The 19,582-nt window shown below is 67.6% G+C and carries 18 protein-coding genes and 1 tRNA gene; 12 read left to right on the forward strand and 7 right to left on the reverse strand.

The features are described 5' to 3' along the window. Window positions 1–162: 162 nt before the first annotated feature. The 5 genes from clpP to mtnA all read right to left on the reverse strand — a co-directional run bounded on the left by clpP (window position 163) and on the right by mtnA (window position 5,683). A complete protein-coding gene (clpP, locus tag DT074_RS00885) occupies window positions 163–813 on the reverse strand; it encodes an ATP-dependent Clp endopeptidase proteolytic subunit ClpP (RefSeq protein WP_119417898.1) in 651 nt (216 codons plus the stop codon). A 65-nt stretch (window positions 814–878) separates the two neighbouring features. Continuing rightward, window positions 879–2,213, reverse strand: coding sequence for a trigger factor (gene tig, locus DT074_RS00890; RefSeq protein ID WP_119417983.1), 1,335 nt, complete (start codon window positions 2,211–2,213; stop codon window positions 879–881). 85 nt (window positions 2,214–2,298) lie between these two features. Further along, window positions 2,299–2,385, reverse strand: a tRNA-Leu gene (locus tag DT074_RS00895). A gap of 146 nt (window positions 2,386–2,531) precedes the next feature. Next, a complete protein-coding gene (locus tag DT074_RS00900) occupies window positions 2,532–4,586 on the reverse strand; it encodes a bifunctional aldolase/short-chain dehydrogenase (RefSeq protein WP_119417899.1) in 2,055 nt (684 codons plus the stop codon). Window positions 4,587–4,588: 2 nt separating this feature from the next. Then, window positions 4,589–5,683 carry an S-methyl-5-thioribose-1-phosphate isomerase gene (mtnA, locus tag DT074_RS00905; protein WP_119417900.1) on the reverse strand — a complete coding sequence of 365 codons (1,095 nt, stop codon included), beginning with the start codon at window positions 5,681–5,683 and terminating at the stop codon, window positions 4,589–4,591. Between the two features lie 120 nt (window positions 5,684–5,803). On the opposite strand from mtnA, the gene DT074_RS00910 reads away from it, so the two are divergent. The 3 genes from DT074_RS00910 to DT074_RS00920 are packed head-to-tail and all read left to right on the forward strand — an operon-like array spanning window position 5,804 to window position 8,128. Further along, window positions 5,804–6,232: an OmpA family protein gene (locus DT074_RS00910; RefSeq protein WP_162914531.1), complete on the forward strand. Its 429-nt coding sequence runs from the start codon at window positions 5,804–5,806 to the stop codon at window positions 6,230–6,232. Window positions 6,233–6,237: 5 nt separating this feature from the next. After that, on the forward strand, window positions 6,238–7,221 hold the full coding sequence (locus DT074_RS00915) for an NADPH:quinone oxidoreductase family protein (protein ID WP_119417902.1): 984 nt from the start codon (window positions 6,238–6,240) through the stop codon (window positions 7,219–7,221). Window positions 7,222–7,246: 25 nt separating this feature from the next. Beyond that, window positions 7,247–8,128: an SDR family oxidoreductase gene (locus DT074_RS00920; protein ID WP_162914532.1), complete on the forward strand. Its 882-nt coding sequence runs from the start codon at window positions 7,247–7,249 to the stop codon at window positions 8,126–8,128. A gap of 12 nt (window positions 8,129–8,140) precedes the next feature. Here the strand turns inward: DT074_RS00920 and DT074_RS00925 are convergent, their stop codons facing one another. Then, complete coding sequence (locus DT074_RS00925) at window positions 8,141–8,947, reverse strand: enoyl-CoA hydratase/isomerase family protein (RefSeq protein ID WP_119417903.1); 807 nt, start codon at window positions 8,945–8,947, stop codon at window positions 8,141–8,143. Window positions 8,948–9,081: 134 nt separating this feature from the next. Here DT074_RS00925 and DT074_RS00930 point away from each other — a divergent pair, with 134 nt between their 5' ends. The 7 genes from DT074_RS00930 (at window position 9,082) to phoB (ending at window position 16,855) form a co-directional block, all read left to right on the forward strand. After that, window positions 9,082–10,503, forward strand: a complete 1,422-nt coding sequence (locus tag DT074_RS00930; protein WP_368744363.1) for a sensor histidine kinase — start codon at window positions 9,082–9,084, stop codon at window positions 10,501–10,503. A 211-nt stretch (window positions 10,504–10,714) separates the two neighbouring features. After that, window positions 10,715–11,740 (forward strand): substrate-binding domain-containing protein, encoded by a 1,026-nt coding sequence (locus DT074_RS00935; RefSeq protein ID WP_119417905.1) that lies wholly within the window; start codon window positions 10,715–10,717, stop codon window positions 11,738–11,740. A gap of 113 nt (window positions 11,741–11,853) precedes the next feature. Beyond that, on the forward strand, window positions 11,854–13,239 hold the full coding sequence (pstC, locus tag DT074_RS00940) for a phosphate ABC transporter permease subunit PstC (RefSeq protein WP_119417906.1): 1,386 nt from the start codon (window positions 11,854–11,856) through the stop codon (window positions 13,237–13,239). Next, window positions 13,232–14,554 (forward strand): phosphate ABC transporter permease PstA, encoded by a 1,323-nt coding sequence (gene pstA, locus DT074_RS00945; RefSeq protein WP_119417907.1) that lies wholly within the window; start codon window positions 13,232–13,234, stop codon window positions 14,552–14,554. Before pstC ends, pstA begins: the two co-directional genes overlap by 8 nt. Window positions 14,555–14,598: 44 nt before the next feature. Then, complete coding sequence (pstB, locus tag DT074_RS00950) at window positions 14,599–15,384, forward strand: phosphate ABC transporter ATP-binding protein PstB (RefSeq protein WP_119417985.1); 786 nt, start codon at window positions 14,599–14,601, stop codon at window positions 15,382–15,384. Window positions 15,385–15,416: 32 nt separating this feature from the next. Beyond that, the gene (gene phoU, locus DT074_RS00955; RefSeq protein WP_119417908.1) at window positions 15,417–16,157 is read left to right on the forward strand and encodes a phosphate signaling complex protein PhoU; all 741 of its coding nucleotides are present in this window, start codon (window positions 15,417–15,419) and stop codon (window positions 16,155–16,157) included. After that, a complete protein-coding gene (gene phoB, locus DT074_RS00960) occupies window positions 16,157–16,855 on the forward strand; it encodes a phosphate regulon transcriptional regulator PhoB (RefSeq protein ID WP_119417909.1) in 699 nt (232 codons plus the stop codon). Before phoU ends, phoB begins: the two co-directional genes overlap by 1 nt. A 17-nt stretch (window positions 16,856–16,872) precedes the next feature. Here the strand turns inward: phoB and DT074_RS00965 are convergent, their stop codons facing one another. Next, entirely contained in the window at window positions 16,873–17,484 is a 612-nt protein-coding gene (locus DT074_RS00965) for an MlaC/ttg2D family ABC transporter substrate-binding protein (protein WP_162914534.1), read from the reverse strand. A gap of 255 nt (window positions 17,485–17,739) precedes the next feature. On the opposite strand from DT074_RS00965, the gene DT074_RS00970 reads away from it, so the two are divergent. Both DT074_RS00970 and metF read left to right on the forward strand, forming a co-directional pair. Continuing rightward, complete coding sequence (locus DT074_RS00970) at window positions 17,740–18,678, forward strand: ArsR/SmtB family transcription factor (protein ID WP_119417911.1); 939 nt, start codon at window positions 17,740–17,742, stop codon at window positions 18,676–18,678. Next, entirely contained in the window at window positions 18,675–19,565 is an 891-nt protein-coding gene (metF, locus tag DT074_RS00975) for a methylenetetrahydrofolate reductase (protein ID WP_119417912.1), read from the forward strand. The genes DT074_RS00970 and metF overlap by 4 nt, the downstream gene beginning before the upstream one ends. Window positions 19,566–19,582: the final 17 nt, after the last annotated feature.

The following is a 19,582-nucleotide window of genomic DNA, read 5'->3' on the forward strand; positions in this document are numbered from 1 at the left end:
ATCCTAGTCGGCGCGCCGCAGGTGAGACAATGGCAATCGAGATAAGGGCAATTCCCGTACCACCTGGCCTGTTACACATGGCCCGTCCCCCTCGCGACGGCAAGGGGGACAGTGCGCCGCACCGGGTCAAGAAAGGTTTAACCGACCGTGGTGCCAGCGGGGTCAGGCCACGGATTTTGGCCGGTCTTTGGTGACTTCAGGCTCCGGCCGCTTGTCATAGACCTGGTCGATCAGGCCGAAGGCCTTGGCCTCTTCCGGGCTCATGAACCGGTCGCGCTCCATGGACTGCTCGATGGTCTCCAGCGGCTGTCCGGTATGCTTCACATAGATCTGATTGAGGCGGGCGCGGGTGGCCAGGATCTCGCGGGCATGGATCTCGATATCGGTGGCCTGGCCCTGGGCGCCGCCGGAGGGCTGGTGGATCATGATGCGGGAATGGGGCAGCGCATAGCGCATGCCCTTCTCGCCGGCCGCGAGGAGGAGCGAACCCATCGAGGCGGCCTGGCCGAAGCACACGGTCGCCACCTTGGGCCGGATGTACTGCATGGTGTCGTACATCGCGAGGCCGGAGGTGACGATGCCGCCCGGCGAGTTGATGTAGATCGAGATCTCCTTGCTCGGATTGTCGGCTTCCAGGAACAGGAGCTGGGCGCAGACCACGCTCGACACCGCGTCGTTGATGCCGCCGACGACGAAGATGATCCGCTCCTTGAGCAGGCGGGAATAGATGTCAAAGGCGCGCTCGCCGCGATGGGTGGTCTCGATCACCATCGGCACGAGGTAGTTGCTGTAGATCTCGATCGGGTCCTTCATCGCGGTTCCTCGAATGAGGCGGGGGGCCTCGGAAGGGGGGCAGGAGGATCAGACGGCGGAAACCGTTACGCGGCGGTTTCCTCGGGGTCCTTCATCAGCTCGTCCAGGCTGACCTTGCGCTCGGACACCTTGGCGAGCTCGAGCACGAAGTCGACCACCTTCTCCTCGTAGAGCGGGGCGCGCAGGCGCTGCTGCGCTTCCGGGTTCTTCTGATAGTACTCGAGCACCTGGCGCTCCTGGCCGGGGAAGCGGCGGGCCTCGTCCAGCACGGCGCGGGTCACCTCGTCGGGCGTCACCTCGATCTTCTGGCGTTGGCCGACCTCGGAGAGCAGCAGACCGAGACGGACGCGGCGCTCGGCGATCTTGCGGTATTCCGCCTTCACTTCGTCGACCGACTTGTTCTCCGATGCCGCGGCGGCGGCTTCCGAGCCGGCATCGCGCACCACTTGGTCCCAGATCTGGCCAAATTCAAGGTCGACCAGACCGGCCGGGACCGGGAAGTCGTAGCGCTTGGCGAGCTCGTCCAGCAGGGCGCGTTTGGTCCGGTTGCGCGACAGCTGGCCGTATTCCTGCTCGTACTGCTTCTTCAGCGCGTCCTTCAGCTCGTCCAGCGTCTGCAGGCCGAGCTTCTTGGCCAGCTCGTCGTCGATGGCGACCGCGTCGGCAACGCGGATCTCCTTCACCGTCGCCTCGAACTCGGCGGTCTTGCCGGCCAGCTTCTCGGCCCGGTAATCGGCCGGGAAGGCGACCGGGAATTTCTTGGTGTCGCCGGCGGACATGCCGACCAGCGCCGCCTCGAAATCCGGCAGCAGGGATCCGGCGCCGATCTCGATCTGCAGGTCCTTGCCCTCGCCGCCCTCGAACACCTCGCCGTCCAGCCGGCCGGTGAAGTCGACCACGACCACATCGCCCTTCTCGGCCGGGCGGGGCGTCTCGATCGGCTTGAACGCGCGCTGGCCCTTGGCGATGCGATCCAGGCCTTCGGTGATCTTGTCGTCGGTGACGTCGACCACCAGACGCTCGACCGCGACGCCGGAGAAATCGCCGGGCTCGACCTCCGGCAGGACCTCCAGCGACATCGTGTATTCGAGATCCTTGCCGTCCTCGAAGTTCTGGATGTCGATCTTGGGCTGCAAGGCAGGGCGGATCGAATGCTCCTGCATCGCCTTCTGCGCCACTTCGTTGACCGTCTCTTCCAGCACCTCGCCCAGCACCGCGCGGCCGTACTGCTTGCGCAGCAGGTTGAGCGGGACCTTGCCCGGCCGGAAGCCCGGCATGCGGACCTTCCGGTTCAGCTCTTCGAGCTTGTCATCGGCCTTCTTGTCGATATCGGCACGGCCGACCACGACCTTGAATTCGCGCTTCAGCCCTTCCGAGGCGGTGACGGTGACCTGGTGCATCATCGATCCGAGAGTTTCTTTGTCAGGCCAGAAAGTTGGCGGTTGGGAAGAACGGCCAAGGCCGGCGACGCCAGGTCCAGAACGGTGGTGCGGGCGGAGGGACTTGAACCCCCACGACATTGCTGCCACCAGGACCTAAACCTGGCGCGTCTGCCAATTCCGCCACGCCCGCCGGGGGCGCCCGTTACGGCTGGGCCGCCGGGCGGAGCCGCCCGCGGAGCGGGCCTCTATAGCATGGCGATTCGGCGGAATTCCAGGGCGAACACGACACGCGCGTTGGATGTGGCGGCCGCCCTTCTTTCCCTCGTCGCGCGAAACTCAGCGCAGCGCGGCCGCGATGTTGCCGCCGTCGACGGTGAGCACGGCAGCCGTGGTCTTCTGCGCCAGGGCGAGCTGGACGAAGGCCTGCGCCACGTCCTCCGCCCTGACCTCGCGGCCGAGCAGATTGCCGGACATGTAGTCCTTCTCGCTCAGGCCGCGCGCCTTGGAGCGCTTGGCGACCATGTCGTCGGTCAGCAGGCCGGAGCGGATGCGGTCGGCGTTCACCGCGTTGGCGCGGATGCCGGCGCCGCCATAGTCGAGCGCATATTGCCGCGACAGGAACAAGGTCGCCGCCTTGGGCAGGCCGTAGGGGCCGAAATCCGGTCCCGGGTTCACTGCCTGCTTGGACACATTGAACAGCAGGCAGCCGCCGGTGCCCTGTTCCAGCATGACGGCGACAGCCGCCTTGGCGACGTTCTGATGGGCGAAGAAGTTGAGCTCGAAGCTCTGCCGCAGCACGGCGTCTTCCACCTCGCCGATCTTGCCCTGCCAGGCCGCGCCGGCATTGGAGACCAGGATGTCGAGCCCGCCGAGCCCGGCGCGGATCTCGGCGAAGGCGGCGGCGACAGATTTCGCCGAGGTCACGTCGCAGGCGATGCCGATGCCGCCGACCGCCTTGGCGGCCTCGGCCGGCTTGGCCGCCGGCAGGTCGAGCAGCACCACCTCGGCGCCTTCGGCGCGGAAGGCGCGGGCCGTGGCAAGCCCGATGGCGCCGGCGCCGCCGGTGACGGCGACGATCTGGCCGGTCAGCGGCTTGTCGGCGGCCTTGCCGAGCTTGGCCTGTTCCAGCGACCAGTATTCGACATCGAACTGGTCGGCTTCCGGGATCGTCTCGTAGCGGCCGACCCGCTCGGCATCGGTGATCACGACCACGTTGGTCTCGGCGATGTCGGCGGCGATGGCTGCGTCCTTCGCCGTCTTGGCGACGCCGTAGAGGCCGAGCCCGCGCACCATCACCACGCGCGGATAGGGATCGAGCGGCTTCTTCTTCGGCTGCGCCTTGGCGTTGTGGCGCTCGAAATAGCCCGTGTAGTCGGCGATGTAGCTGTCGAGCGCGGCCTGGGCCGCTTCCTTGAACGCGTCGAGCTTGCCGGCCTCCGGCGCCGGCAGGATCAGCGGGCGCGGCTTGGTGCGGATCACGTGGTCCGGCGTCACCGTGCCGGCCAGCGCGACGCGCCAGATCTCGGCCGCGTTGACATAGTCCATCACCGCCGGACCGGCGCGGCGGTCGAGCACGACACGGCGCCAGGCGCCGGAATCCTTGTCGAGCGGCTGGGCCAGGAGGCCGCGGAGGATCGGCGCCACCTCGGCCGGATTGGCGAGGCGCTTCGGCACCGCGACCGACTTGAACACCTTCTTCCGGCCCTTGGCGATGCGCGCCTCGGCGAGGCCGACGAACTCGATATGCCGGTCATAGGCCTCGCGCGCCGTCGACCCCATGGTGAAGAAGCCGTGTCGGGCGAGGAGCAGGCCTTCGGCCTGCTGGTTGGCCTCGAACACCACCTTGGCGAGCTTGGCGAGGCCGAAGCCCGGCATCAGGTAGGGCACGATGGCGACCCGCTTGCCGAAAAGCTTGGCGCAGATCTCGTCGCCGTCCGGCTGGTCGCTCAGGGCCAGCACTGCGTTGGCATGCGTGTGGTCGATGAACTTGTGCGGCAGGAAGGCGTGCAGCAGCGCCTCGACGGAAGGGTTGGGGGCGTTGCTGTCGAGCAGCGCGGCGCGCTGCGCATTGACCATCGCCTCGTCCGAGAGGCTGTCGAGCTTGGCCAGCTTGCGCAGCGCATCGAGCCGCACGGCCGGCAGGCCCGGCGCCTCGATCGTGCCCATGTCCCAGCCGGATCCCTTGACGCAGAGCACGTCGACCATCTCGCCGGAGATGTCACGCATCTTCGTCTTCACCGAGGTATTGCCGCCGCCATGCTGCACCAGGCGCGGCTCGCCGCCGAGCAGGCGGGTGGTGTAGACGCGGAGCGCCAGATCCTCGCCGATGCTCTTGGCGGCATGAGCCTTGATGGCGGCCTTGGCGTCGCGATCCGACCAGAGATTCTGCATGTTCAGCGGGCGCGTTCGGGATAGAGGGAGAGGAGGCCGGCGCGACTGGCGGCGCAGACGCCGCGCTCGGTGATCAGCGCGGTGACCAGGCGCGCCGGCGTGACGTCGAAGGCCGGGTTGGCGGCGGCGCTGCCTTCCGGCGTGACTCGGATGGTGGCGATGCCGCCATCGGCGGTGGCCCCAGTCAGGTGCGTGACCTCTTCGGGCCCCCGCATCTCGATGGGGACGTCGCTGCCCTTGGCCATGTTCCAGTCGATGGTCGAATGCGGCAGCGCCACGTAGAACGGCACGCCGTTGTCTTGCGCGGCCAGTGCCTTGAGATAGGTGCCGATCTTGTTGCAGACATCGCCCTCGGCCGTGGTGCGGTCGGTGCCGACAATGCAGAGATCGACCTCGCCCTTCTGCATCAGCAGACCGCCGGCATTGTCGGCGATCACGGTATGCGGCACACCGTGCCGGCCGAGCTCCCAGGCGGTGAGCGAGGCGCCCTGGTTGCGCGGCCGCGTCTCGTCGACCCAGACATGCAGGGGAATGCCGGCATCATGGGCGCGGTAGATCGGCGCCAGCGCGGTGCCCCAGTCGACGGTGGCGAGCCAGCCGGCATTGCAATGGGTCAGCACATTGACGGCGGCGCCGGTCGGCTTCTTCCTGCCGGCCGCCGAAATCAGCTTGGCGCCATGGTCGCCGATGCCGCGGCAGGTGGCGACATCGTCATCGGCGATCTCGGCCGCGCGGGCATAGGCCGCCGCCACGCGCCCGGATTCGGGTAGCGGCAGCAGGCGGGCAAGAACGTCATCCACCGCCCACTTCAGGTTGACGGCCGTGGGCCGCGTCGCGATCAGCATCGCCGCGGCCTGGCGCAGCCCGGTATCGGTGGCATCGGCGCGGGCGGCCAGGCACAGGCCGTAGGCGCCGGTGGCGCCGATCAGCGGCGCGCCGCGCACCAGCATGGCCTTGATGGCATGCGCGGCTTCCGCGAGCGTGGTCAGGCGCACGGTCTCGAACCAGTGCGGCAGGCGGGTCTGATCGATGATCTCGACCGACCAGCCGTCCTTGGCCAGCCAGATGGTGCGATAGGGGATGCCGTCGACCTTCATGGCGGCGGAACCTAGCGCCCGGTTCCCGCGGATGCCAGCCGGTTTCCCTTTTCGCCAACAGCGGATCGGAAGGTATAACCGGATGGTTCAGCCATGGGGGGGACCATGAGGAAGAAGATCATGTCTGCCGTTTTTGCAACAGCAGCGCTGGCAGTTGCCGGCCCGGCACTCGCGCAAGACGTGTGCCGGCCGAATTCCGCGGTCTCCAGCCGCTACCAGCCGATCACCGTCCAGTTCGACACCGGCAGCACGGTGATCAACGCGACCGATCGCCAGCGCATTGCCGACATGGCCAAGGTCGCCAAGGCGAGCAAGATTCAGCAGATCTGCATCAAGGGCTTCGCCGACAAGCAGGGCGATCCGGCAATGAACAAGCGTCTGTCGCAGGCCCGCGCCGACGCGGTGGCGCAGGAATTCGGCAAGAACGGCATCGGCCGCGACTATCTCGCCATCGACAGCGCGGGTGAGCCGGGCGGCGGCGCGCTGTTCGGCGCCATGCAATCGGGCTCGCAGGCGGACCGCCGGGTCGAGATCCGGATCGCGCGCTAGACCCGATGCCGCTCGCCGTCATCTGCCGCGAAGTCGGGCCGCCGGAGCGACTGGCCCTGGAAGATGTGCCGCGGCGGCCGCTCGGCCCCGGCGAGCTGCGGATACGCCACCGTGCCGCCGGCGTGAACTTTCCGGATATTCTGATGTGCGCCGGCGGCTACCAGCACAAGCCGCCGCTGCCGTTCACGCCGGGCTTCGAGGCGGCGGGCGAGGTGATCGAGGCCGCGCCGGACGTGACACAGTTCAAGGTCGGCGATCCGGCGATGGTGCATTTCCGGACCGGCGGCTATGCGGAGGAGTCCGTGGTGCCGCTTGCCGGCGCCATGCCGATGCCGGCCGGGCTGGATTTCGCCGAAGCCGCCACCTTCGTCACCGCCAACGTCACCGCCTATGGCGCCCTGGTGCAACGCGGGCAGCTCAAGCCGGGCGAAGTGCTGCTGGTGCTCGGCGCGGCGGGTGGTGTCGGCCTGGCGGCGGTGGAAATGGGCAAATTGCTCGGCGCCACGGTGATCGCCGCGGCGTCGTCGCCCCAGAAGCGCGCGGTGGCGAAATCGCGCGGCGCCGACCATGTGATCGCGGCGGAGGCCGACGACCTGCGCCCGCAGCTGCGCGACATCCTGGGCGAGCGCGGCGTCGACATGGTCTACGACCCGGTCGGCGGCGACCTGTTCGAGCCGGCTCTGCGCGCGTTGGCCTGGGACGGCCGCTATCTGATCGTCGGCTTCGCCTCCGGCACCATCCCGAGCTTCCGCGCCAATCTCGCTTTGCTGAAGGGCGCACGGGTGATGGGCGTGCGCGCCGGCGAAATGGTGCGCCGCGACCCGAGCCTCTACGAGCCGCGCGTGAAGCAGCTCTACGGCTGGGCCGCGCAGGGCCACCTGAAGCCGCATATCGGCCACCGCTTCCCGCTCGCCGAGTTCCGCGCGGCGATGGAGACGGTGTCGGGCCGGCGCGCGCTCGGCCGCGTGGTCATCACCATGAACGACTAAGAACGAACAATCCGGAGGAGCGCTCGTGTTTCGGTCCGACCTGCTGAAGGGCAAGAAGATCCTGGTGACCGGCGGCGGCACCGGGCTTGGCAAGACCATGGCGACACGCTTCATGGAGTTGGGCGCCGAGGTCGCGATCTGTGGCCGCCGCAAGGCGGTGCTGGACGAGACGGCGGCCGAGCTCGCCGAGGCGACCGGCGGCAGGATCTCGACCCATGCCGTCGATATCCGCGTGCCGCAGGCGGTTGAGGAGATGATCGCCGAGATCTGGGCCTCAGGCCCGCTTGACGGCCTGGTCAACAACGCGGCCGGCAACTTCCTCTCGCGCACCGAGGATCTGAGCGCGCGCGCCTTCGACGCCATCGCCGGCATCGTGCTGCACGGTACGTTCTATGTCACCAGCGCCTGCGGCCGCCGCTGGCTTGCGGAAGGGCGGAAGGCCAGCGTGCTGTCGATCCTCACCACCTGGGTCTGGACCGGCTCGCCCTACACGGTGCCCTCGGCGATGTCGAAGGCCGGCGTCGCGGCGATGACCCAGAGCCTGGCGGTGGAATGGGGGCCGCGCGGCATTCGCTGCAACGCCATCGCGCCGGGGCCGTTCCCGACCGAGGGCGCCTGGGAGCGCCTGCGCATCGGCGGCCGCAAGGCCGAGAGCAAGGACGACTACGCGACCAATCCAATGCGCCGCGCCGGCGAGCAGCGCGAGCTCGGCAATTTCGCGGCCTTCCTGATGGCCGACGAATGCGCCTACATCAATGGCGAGGTCATCGCCATGGATGGCGGCGCCTGGCTCAACAACGCCGGCAACTATGCGCGGCTCTGGAGCCTCGGCGACGACGACTGGAAGCGCATGCGCGAGCAGGTGCAGAGCCAGAACGTGAAGGACAAGTCTCAGCGCAGCGTCTGACTGCTTCGCGGTTCAATCTTCCAGGTTCGTGCGGATGTCGCCGCCCGGCGCGTTCATCTTCGTCATCAGACGGATGGCGTCGTCGGAGGTGACGAGGTCGAGGAACAGCGTGCGCTCCAGGCCGAGATCGGCGGCGCTCGGCGGGTCCATCGTGCCGCGCACCAGCCGCTTGATATGCGCCACCGCCTTGGGCGGCTTCTTCGCCAGCTCTTCGGCGATGGCGAGGGCGCGGGCCACGGCGTCGTCCGCCACTTCGTGCACCAGGCCGATGCGAGCTGCTTCCTCGGGATCGACGGTGCGGCCGCGCAGCATCATCTCCAGCGCCCGCGGCATGCCGACCAGCCGGGCCAGCTTCTGCGTGCCGCCGCCACCGGGCAGCAGGCCGATATTCACTTCCGGCAGGCCAATGGAATAGGCGCCGCGGCCGGCGATCCGGATGTCGCAGGCCAGCGCGAACTCGCAGCCGCCGCCCATGGCGTGGCCGTTGATCGCGGCGATGGTCGGGATCGGCAGCTCTTCGATCCGCCGGGCGACCAGCGGGAAGCCGCGCTCCGGCGCTGGCCGGCTCTCCTCGAATGTCGCGCCTTTGGCCTGCAGGCTCTCGCCGAGGCGGACCAGTTCCTCGACCGAATAGTGCCGGATGAACACGCCCGGCACCGCGCCGGCGAAGACCAGCGCGCGGACGGCGGGCGTGGCCCGCACCTCGTCGACCAGCCGCTCGAGCTCGGCCACAGTGCCGGCATCCATGTAGCCCATCGGCGGGTTGTCGAACCGGATCAGCTGGACCGGGCCCAACGCTTCGCGGGTCAGTTGTGCCATCTGCTTTCCTCCCCGGTGCCGGCCCGCCGCCCGACAGCCTTCCGCTGTCGCTCACAGAACTGCAACATAAGCGCAACACGAGCCGCTTAGGCGTTATGATTCAAGTGATTCGCTGATCCAAGGGGAGGATGGCATTGCCCGCCCCACCGCTCCTGAAGGCCCTGCTCGCATCGGCCGCCCCGGTAGCGCTCGTGCTGGCTGTGCTGGTGTTGAGCGGCGAGCTCGCCGCCGGACCGGCCATCGCCGCCGGTCTCGGCATGCTGGTGCTGTTGTTGGGTGTGTTCTGGGCGCTGCTGCGCGATCTGCGGCGTCTTACTGCCGCCGTCAATCGCATGGCTGACGATCCGAGCGCGGCGCCGAGCCTCGCCGGCGGCAGCCCGCTGGGCGGCGAGCTGCTGGACGCCCTGCAGCGCCTGGTACGTGACCTGGGCGGCGAAAGGCGGGAACTGGTCGAGCGGGCGCAGGCGCTGGAAGCCATGCTCGACCGCGCGCCCGATCCGCTGCTCGTCGTCGATCTGGAGGGTATCGTGCGGGCGGCCAATGCGGCCGCACTGGAAGTGCTGGAGAACCAGCCGATCGGGCGCAACCTCGCAATCGTGCTGCGGCAGCCGGAACTGCTGGAGGCGGTCGATCTGCTGGTGGCGGGATTGCGGGCGCCGTCGATGGTGGAGTTCGAGATCGGCGGCCAGGTGCGGCGGCAGTTTCGCGCGTATCTGTCGCGGGTAGAGCCGGCCGAGCCGCAAGGCGTGGCGCCGCCGGCACCGGATGCGGGCGGCACGGGGAGACCGGGCGGCATTCTGATCGCCATGCAGGAGCTGACCGAGCTGAAACGTGCCGAGCGCATGCGGGCGGATTTCGTTGCCAATGCCAGTCACGAGCTGCGGACGCCGCTGGCGACCCTGGTCGGCTTCATCGAGACGCTGCAGGGTCCGGCGCGGGACGACACCGCGGCGCGCGAGCGCTTCCTCGCCATCATGCACGAGCAGGGGCAGCGCATGACCCGGCTGATCCGCGACCTGCTGTCGCTGTCGCGCATCGAGCTGAACGAACACACCCGGCCGGACGGCCGCGTCAACCTGCGGCAGGTGGTCGATTCGGTGGTCAAGATGGTCGAGCCGCTGGCCCAGGCCAAGAAGATGGCGATCGTCGTGGAGTCGCCGCCGAACGGCAATGCCGTCATGGGCGATCAGGATGAGCTGACGCAGGTGGTCCAGAACCTGGTCGACAATGCGATCAAATACGGCGATGCCGAGACGCCGGTAACGGTCCGGGTGCAGCCCGAAGGCAAGAACATCACGCTTGCGGTCGGCAATGAGGGCGAGGGCATCCCGCGTGAGCACCTGCCCCGGTTGACCGAGCGATTCTACCGGGTCGACAGCGCCCGCAGCCGGGCGCTCGGCGGCACCGGACTCGGGCTTGCCATCGTCAAGCACATCGTCAATCGGCATCGCGGCTCGCTGTCGATCGAGAGCGCCGAACGGCGGGGCGCCGTCTTCAAGATCGCGATTCCCGCTGCCCCGAGCGAACATCACGACCGGCAGCCGAACGCCGCCTAGATCGCGCAATTCTCTGTATTTGCAGGGAAACGGCGCGACGTACCGACAGGTTCGCCGCCTGTCGGGTTAATGTCATCGAACCGTCATCGAACTGTCGTAGACCTTTCATCGCGCTTTCTTACGGTCCCGCCGCGGTTCCGGCAGAGGCGCCCGAGCGGCGCGCCGGCCGCACCCGAAAGGGGACGAAATGCCACGGCAGGAGCGGAGAGACATGTTGAAGAAAACCCTTTTGCTTGCAGCACTTGCAAGCGTCGCGTTCGCCGGCACGGCGATGGCCCGCGACCAGATTCGCATCGTCGGATCGTCGACCGTATTTCCGTTCACCACCGCGACGGCCGAGCAGTTCGGCAAGGGCGGCAAGTTCAAGACGCCGATCGTCGAGAGCACCGGCACCGGCGGCGGCTTCAAGCTGTTCTGCGGCGGCGTCGGCGTCGGCCATCCCGACATGACGGGTGCGTCGCGCGCCATGACCAAGGGCGAGTTCGAATCCTGCAAGAAAGCGGGCGTCGACGGCATCACCGAGGTCAAGATCGGCTACGACGGCATCGTCTTCGCCAATTCGAAGGCAAACAAGCCCTCGCAGCTGACCAAGGAGCAGCTGTTCCTGGCGCTCGCGCACAAGGTGCCCAAGGACGGAAAGCTGGTCGACAATCCCTACACCACCTGGAACCAGATCGACCCGAAGCTGGCCAACAAGAAGATCGAAATCCTGGGTCCGCCGCCGACTTCCGGCACGCGCGACGCCTTCATCGAGCTGGTGATGGAGGAGGCCTGCAAGAGCTTCAAGGAGATCGAGGCGCTCAAGGCCGACAAGAAGGCCCATAAGGCGGCCTGCTCGGCGTTCCGCGAGGATGGCATCTTCATCGAGGCCGGCGAGAACGACAACCTGATCGTGCAGAAGCTGGTGGCCAATCCGGCGGCCTACGGCATCTTCGGCTTCAGCTTCCTGGACCAGAACACCGACAAGGTGCAGGGCGCGGAGATCAACGGCGTCGCCCCGACCTTCGACAACATTGCCTCCGGCAAGTACAGCGTGTCGCGGCCGCTTTTCGTCTACGCCAAGAACCAGCATGCCAGCGTGGTGCCCGGCATGAAGGAGTTCCTGGGCGAGCTGACCAGCACTAAGGCGGCCGGCAATGACGGCTACCTGAGCTCCAAGGGTCTGATCCCGCTGCCGGCGGCGGACCTGAAGAAGGTGCGCGACGCGTCGCTGGCGCTGACGCCGCTCAGCATGTGATGTGACCGAGCCTTCCGGCGGGCGAAAGCGCCTGCCGGAAGGCCGCGTCATCGCTGCGGGGTGGAGACGAACGTGCAACCATCGCCGCCCGATCAAGGGGAACAGCGTCGGTCATGACAGCAATATTCGCCGCCACCATCCTGCTGCTTGCGGCGTTCGGCTACCTGCTCGGCCGCGGCCGAGCCTTGGCGCTCGGCGGTCGAGCGACGGCAGGCTTCCGGCTGCATTCGCGACCGCAATATCACGGCATCTTCGTCGCCGTCTGGGCGGCGCTGCCGGCGCTGATCGTGGTCGTGCTGTGGGCCATTCTCGAGCCCTCGCTGCTGCGCTCCCTCATCTCCGATCGGTTGCCGGCGGAACTGGCGTCGATCCCCGCCGAGCAGATGCAGGTCCTGCTCGGCGATATCCGGGCACTTGCCCTGGGTCAGCCGATCTCGCGCCCGACAACCGACGCCATGCGGGCGATTGCCAGCGAATATTCCGGCATGCGTACCACCGGGCTGCTCGTCGTCGCCGGTGTCGCGGCCGCGCTGGCGCTCGGCGGGCTACACCTCTCGCGCCGCTCGGTGGCGCCGCATTTCCGCGCCCGCAACAAGGTCGAGATGCTGATCACGGCGCTGATGATCGTGGCCGCCAGCATCGCCATCCTGACCACCATCGGCATCATCCTCTCGCTCCTGTTCGAGACCTATCGGTTCTTCACCATGGTCCCGTTCCTGAGCTTCCTGTTCGGGCTGGAATGGAGCCCGCAGATCGCGATACGCGCCGATCAGGTCGGCTCTTCCGGCTCGTTCGGCGCCATCCCGCTGATCGCCGGCACCATGTTGATCAGTGCCATCGCCATGGCGGTGGCGATCCCGGTCGGCCTGATGAGCGCGGTCTACCTCGCCGAGTACGCCAATTCGCGCGTGCGCAACGTGGTCAAGCCGCTGCTGGAGATCCTGGCCGGCATTCCGACCGTCGTATACGGGTTCTTTGCCGCCCTCACCATGGCGCCGTTCATCCGCGACACCGGCGGCCTGATCGGCCTGGACGTGGCGTCGGAAAGTGCGCTCGCCGCGGGCCTGGTGATGGGCATCATGATCATCCCGTTCGTGTCGTCGCTGTCCGACGACGTGATCAACGCGGTGCCGCAATCGATGCGCGACGGCTCTTACGCGCTCGGCGCGACCAAGTCCGAGACGGTCAAGCGCGTGATCCTGCCGGCGGCCTTGCCCGGCATCGTCGGCGCCGTGCTGCTGGCGGTGAGCCGCGCCATCGGCGAGACCATGATCGTGGTGATGGCGGCGGGCCTCGCCGCCAACCTCACCATCAACCCGCTGGAAGCGGTGACGACGGTGACCGTGCAGATCGCCACCTTGCTCGTCGGCGACCAGGAATTCGACAGCCCGAAGACGCTGGCGGCCTTCGCACTCGGCCTGGCGCTGTTCACCATCACGCTCTGCCTCAACGTGATCGCGCTGCGCGTGGTCCGGAAATACCGAGAGCAATATGACTGACATTGCCCAGATCGACTTCCGCCCGCGCGCCATCTCCGTCGTCCTGGCCAGCGACGAAGGCCAGCGCCGCATCCAGCGCCGCTATGCGGCGGAGCGGCGGTTCCGCCTGTACGGCATCGGCGCGATCGGTCTCGCCATCGCCTTCCTGGTACTGATGCTCGGCACCGTCCTGAGCAACGGCATGACGGCCTTCTGGCAGACCCATGTCCGGCTCGACATCACCTTCGACAAGGAGCTTCTCGATCCCGACGGCAAGGGCGACCGGGCGACACTGGAGCAGGCGGATTATGCAGCGCTGATCCGGGCCGCGCTCGGCCGCGAATTCCCCGACGTCAGCGGCCGGTCCGACCGGCGCGACCTGTTCGAGCTGGTCAGCGGCGGCGCCACGTTCGAGCTGCGCCGCATGCTGCTCGACGATCCCTCGCTGCTCGGCCGCACGGTTCCGGTCTGGCTCACCTCGTCCGACGAGGTCGACATGCTGATCAAGGGCGTGTTCGACCGGACGGAGCCGGAGGCCGCGCGCAAGATCAAGGACAAGCAGATCAAGTGGGTCGACGCGCTGGCCGCCAAGGGCGCGGTGGAGCGGCAGTTCCACACCACCTTCTTCACCGCCGGCGACAGCCGCGAGCCGGAACAGGCCGGCATCTGGGGCGGCTTCGTCGGCTCGGTCTACACGCTGGGCCTTACGCTGCTTTTGTGCCTGCCGATCGGCGTCCTGGCAGCGGTGTATCTCGAGGAGTTCGCTCCGAAGAACCGCTGGACCGACCTGATCGAAGTCAACATCAACAATCTCGCCGCGGTACCGTCGATCGTGTTCGGCCTGCTCGGTCTTGCGGTCTTCCTCGGCTTCTTCGGCCTGCCGCGCTCGGCGCCGCTGGTCGGCGGCATGGTGCTGGCGCTGATCGTGCTGCCCACCATCATCATCGCCGGCCGCGCGGCGCTCAAAGCGGTGCCGCCCTCGATCCGCGAGGCGGCGCTCGGCGTCGGTGCGTCCCGACAGCAGGCGGTCTGGCATCACGTGCTGCCGCTCGCCATGCCGGGCGTCATGACCGGCTCGATCATCGGTATGGCGCACGCGCTGGGCGAGACGGCGCCGCTGCTGATGATCGGCATGGTGGCCTTCGTGGTCGACATTCCGACCGGCCCGACCAGTCCCGCGACGGTGCTGCCGGTCCAGGTCTTCATGTGGGCCGACAGCCCCGAACGTGCCTTCGTCGAGAAGACCTCGGCCGCCATCATCGTGCTGCTGGTGCTGCTCGGTCTGATGAACGCGGCGGCGATCTATCTCCGCAAGAAATTCGAACGCAGGTGGTGAGCATGAACGATTCTCTCGTCGCCCAGTCGGCGCCGGCCGAGAAGATGGATCCCGGCGGTCTCCTGACGGATCGCACGGTGAAGATGCGCACGCGCGACGTGCATGTTTTCTACGGTCCGAAGGAGGCGCTCAAAGGCATCGATCTGGATATCGGCGACCGTGAAGTGACCGCGCTGATCGGCCCGTCGGGCTGCGGCAAGTCCACCTATCTGCGCTGCCTCAACCGGATGAACGACTATATCGAGGGGATCCGGGTCGAGGGCAGGATCGAGCTCGACGGGCGCGACGTGTACGACAAGAGCCTGGATGTCGTGCAGCTGCGCGCGCAGATCGGCATGGTGTTCCAGAAGCCCAATCCGTTTCCGAAGCCGATCTACGAGAACGTCGCCTATGGGCCGCGCATCCACGGCCTGGCCAAGAACCGGGCCGAGCTCGACGAGATCGTCGAGGGCAGCCTGAGGAAGGCGGCGCTCTGGGAGGAGGTGAAGGATCGCCTCGACCAGCCTGGCACCGGCCTGTCCGGCGGCCAGCAGCAGCGCCTCTGCATCGCCCGCGCCATCGCGGTCAATCCCGAGGTGGTGCTGATGGACGAGCCTTGCTCGGCGCTCGATCCGATCGCCACCGCGAAGATCGAGGAGCTGATCGACGAGCTGCGCGCCAATTACACGATCGTGATCGTGACCCACAGCATGCAGCAGGCGGCGCGCGTGTCGCAGCGCACGGCGTTCTTCCACCTCGGCGATCTGGTCGAATGCGGCGAGACGGAACAGATCTTCACCACCCCGCGCGAGCAGCGGACGCAGGCCTATATCACCGGCCGGTTCGGCTGAGAGTCCAGGGCAGAAAAGATCGGATTACAGACATGCCTTCTGACCATACCGTCAAGTCGTTCGACGAGGAGCTGTCGGTCCTCGACAACAGCATCGCCCGCATGGGCGGGCTGGCCGAGGCGCAGTTCGCGGGCGCCATCACCGCGCTGGCCCGGCGCGATTCCGAGCTTGCCACCAGCGTCATCGCCGCCGATGCGAAGGTCGACGGGCTGCAGGGCGAGATCGACCAGAGGGCGCTCAAGGCGCTGGCGCTGCGCCAGCCGATGGCGAACGACCTGCGCACCATCGTCGGCTCGCTTCGCATCGCCGGCGAGCTCGAGCGGATCGCCGACTACGCCGCCAACCTGGCCAAGCGGTCTATCGCGCTGAACCAGGCGCCGGTGATGCCCTCGGTGACCACGGTCGCCAGGATGGGCGAGCTGGTGCGCGCGATGATCAAGGACGTTATCGACGCCTATCTGGAGCGGAGCGTCGAGAAGGCGCGCGAGGTGTGGCGCCGCGATGCGGATGTAGATGAGATCTACAACAGCCTGTTCCGCGAGCTCCTGACCTACATGATGGAAGATCCGAGGAACATATCGCCATGCACGCACCTACTCTTCATCGCCAAGAACATCGAGCGAATGGGCGACCACGCGACCAACATCGCGGAGCTGGTGGAATTTTCGGTGACCGGCATGCGGGTGAGAGAGGAGCGCCCGAAGCAGGACCGGACGGCCTTCGCAGTGGTCGAGCCGCCGGCAACTCGGGGCGGCAGGACGGGCTCGGCCTGATGCACCCGACGGTGTTGATCGTCGAGGACGAGCCCTCGCTGGTCGCTTTGCTGAGATACAACCTGGAGAAGTCGGGCTACCGCGTCGAGGAGGCGGTCGACGGCCAGGAAGCCATGCTGAAGGTTCAGGAGGAGAAGCCGGATCTCGTCCTGCTCGACTGGATGCTGCCGCAGATGTCCGGCCTCGAGGTCTGCCGGCAGATCCGCCGCAACCCCGCCACCCGCAATATCCCGATCATCATGCTGACGGCGCGGGGCGAGGAGGGGGACCGGGTGCGCGGTCTCGATGCCGGCGCCGACGACTACATCGCCAAGCCGTTCTCGCCCGGCGAGTTGCTCGCCCGCATGCGGGCCGTGCTGCGGCGCATCCGTCCGGCGCTGGCGGAGGAGATGCTGACCTGCGGCGACATCGTGATGGACATCGCGGCCCACAAGGTGACGCGCCAGGGCAAGGAGATCCGCCTCGGCCCGACCGAGTTCCGCCTGCTCCGCTATTTCATGGAGCATCCGGGCCGCGTGCTGTCGCGCGACCAGCTCTTGGACGGCGTCTGGGGCCGGGATGTTTATGTCGAGCAGCGCACCGTCGATGTGCATATCCGGCGGCTCCGCAAGGCGTTGAACGCGGAGACCGAGGACGATCCGATCCGTACCGTCCGCTCGGCTGGCTATTCGCTGGAGGTTTCGGCTTCCGGCGCCTGAGGGACGGCGCGCGAGGCTCAGTTCTCGCGCGCCTTCGCCTTCATGTTGTCGATCAGCACCTGCAGCTTGCCGTCGTGCTTTTGGATGAAGGCGGTGTATTCCTGCCGGTAGGTCAGCGCCATGCTGACGCCCTCGACGACGATGTCGGCAATGCGCCAGCCTTCGCCATTGCGGCGCACCTTCCAGTCGATCCTGAGCGGCGGGCCGTTCGGGCGCTCGATCAGCGACGGCACGAAATACTCGTCCTGGGCGGCGCCGGGCCGCGCGTCCTTCACCGTGAACTGCTCGCCGGAATACTGGCCGAAACGGGTGGCATAGGTCCTGACCGCCAGGTCCTCGAAGGCCTTGCGGAATTCGCGCCGCTGCTCATCGGTGGCCGAGCGCCAATGGCGGCCGAGGATGAACTTGATCACCTCCTCGGCGTCGAACGATTCGTTGAACATCTGGCGGAAGGACTGCTCCTTGTCGCTCGGGCTGGAGGCGTCGTCGGTGATCACCTTGATCACGTTGTCGCCCAGCCCGGCGATGAACTGGTCGGCGGAGCCGGCCTTCGCTCCGGCGGGCGCTGGCGGGCTGCCGGCCAGACAAAAAGCGGCAACGATGGCGAATGCAAAGCGCGCCAAGGTCATCGGTGACACTCCAGGCATGCGGCTGGCCGCCGCTCGGCAGAAAAGGCGGAATGGTTCGTGGGTTTACTTGGTAAATCCGGCGGCGTTACCGAAGCCCTAACCCCCTCGAACAGCACCGCCGTACCAAGAGGCAAAATCTTAACCGGGGCCGCCGCCTCCGGCAATCGGCGGCCGTCACATAGGCTCGCAAAAGTAAACCCGGCGCTTGTATCAAACATAAGGATATGTTTATATTCGCATCCAGAAGGATGAGCCATGGATGCCCTGCTCGAAGCCCTGCGCGCCGCGGCGGAGCCGACCCGTCTCCGCTTGCTCACCGTCTGCGCCCATGGCGAGCTGACGGTGACGGAACTGACCCAGATCCTGGGCCAGAGCCAGCCGCGCATCTCGCGCCACCTGAAGCTCCTCTGCGAGGCCGGCCTGCTGCAACGCCACCGCGAGGGCACCTCGGCCCTGTTCCGCGTCGCCGATCACGGCACCAGCGCCGGCCTTGCCCGCATCCTGGTCGACCTCGTGCCGGTGGAGGACGCGACGCTGGCGCGCGATCTGGAGCGGCTCGAAGCGGTCAAGGTGGCCCGGGCTGAATCGGCCCAGGCCTATTTCCGGGCCAATGCCGCGCAATGGGACCGGATCCGTTCGCTGCACGTGCCCGAGGCGGAGGTGGAGCGGGCCTTGCTCGACCTGCTCGGCGGCCGTGCCTTCGAGGACATGCTCGATATCGGCACCGGCACCGGCCGCATGCTCGAACTGTTCGGCGGCCGCATCCGCCACGGTGTCGGCATCGATTTGAACCGCGAGATGCTGGCGGTGGCGCGCGCCAACTTGGAGCGCTGCCAGCTTCGCAACTGCCAGGTCAGGCTGGGCGACATGTATCACTTGCCGTTCCCCCCCAAGAGCTTCGATGCCGTGACCGTGCATCAGGTACTGCATTTCGCCGAGGAGCCGGCCGCCGCGATCGGCGAGGCGGCGCGGGTGCTGAAGCCGGAAGGCGCGCTGGCGCTGGTCGACTTCCTGCCGCACGACCTCGAATATCTGCGCGAGGAGCACGCGCATCGCCGCCTCGGTTTTTCTCCGGACGAGGTCGCCCGCTGGTGCCACTCGGCCGGGCTCGCAGTCGAGGACGAGCGCGTGCTGAAGGGCAACCCGCTGTCGGTCGGGGTCTGGCGGGCACGGCCCGTGGGAGGCGCGGCATGACCGCACGCAACGGCAGCGAACAGGGCGGCATTGCCGTCTCCTTCGAGTTCTTCCCGCCGCGCACGCCGGAGATGGAAGAGGCGCTGTGGCGCGCGGTGAAGCGGTTGGAGCCGCTCAGTCCCCGCTTCGTCTCTGTGACCTACGGCGCCGGCGGCTCGACCCGCGAGCGCACGCACGCGACCGTGCTGCGCATCCGCCGCGAGACCGGGCTGGAACCGGCGGCGCACCTCACCTGCGTCGGTGCGGCGCGCGGCGAGGTCGACGATGTGGCGCGCGCCTATTGGGATGCCGGCATCCGCCACATCGTGGCGCTGCGCGGCGATCCGCCGGAAGGGCAGGCGGCGGATGTGCCGCACCCGGACGGTTATCGCTTTGCCGCCGAGCTGGTGGCCGGCCTCAAGCGTGTCGCCGATTTCGACATCTCGGTCGCCGCCTATCCCGAGATCCATCCGGAAGCGAGCTCGGCCCAAGCCGATCTCGACAACCTGAAGCGCAAGGTCGATGCCGGCGCGACGCGCGCGATCACCCAGTTCTTCTTCAACGTGGACGACTATCTCCGCTTCCGCGATCGCGTGCGGATGGCGGGGATCGCCGTGCCGCTGGTGCCCGGCATCCTGCCGGTCACGAACTATCGGCAGGTGGTGAAGTTCGCCGGTACCTGCGGCGCCGGCGTGCCGGCCTGGCTCGCGCATCATTTCGAGGGGCTCGACAACGATCCGGAGACGCGGAAGCTGGTCGCCGCCACCATCGCCGGCGACCAGTGCCGGCGGCTGTTCCGCGAGGGCGTGACCGACTTCCATTTCTACACGCTGAACCGGGCCGATCTCGCTTACGCCATCTGCCATCTCCTGGGCCTGCGTCCGCGCGCCGAGGTCGCCGCCCTGTGAGCGATCTTCTCGATGCC

Origin of the sequence: Desertibaculum subflavum, from assembly GCA_003576705.1 — a bacterium.
GTDB classification, from domain to species: domain Bacteria; phylum Pseudomonadota; class Alphaproteobacteria; order Ferrovibrionales; family Ferrovibrionaceae; genus Desertibaculum; species Desertibaculum subflavum.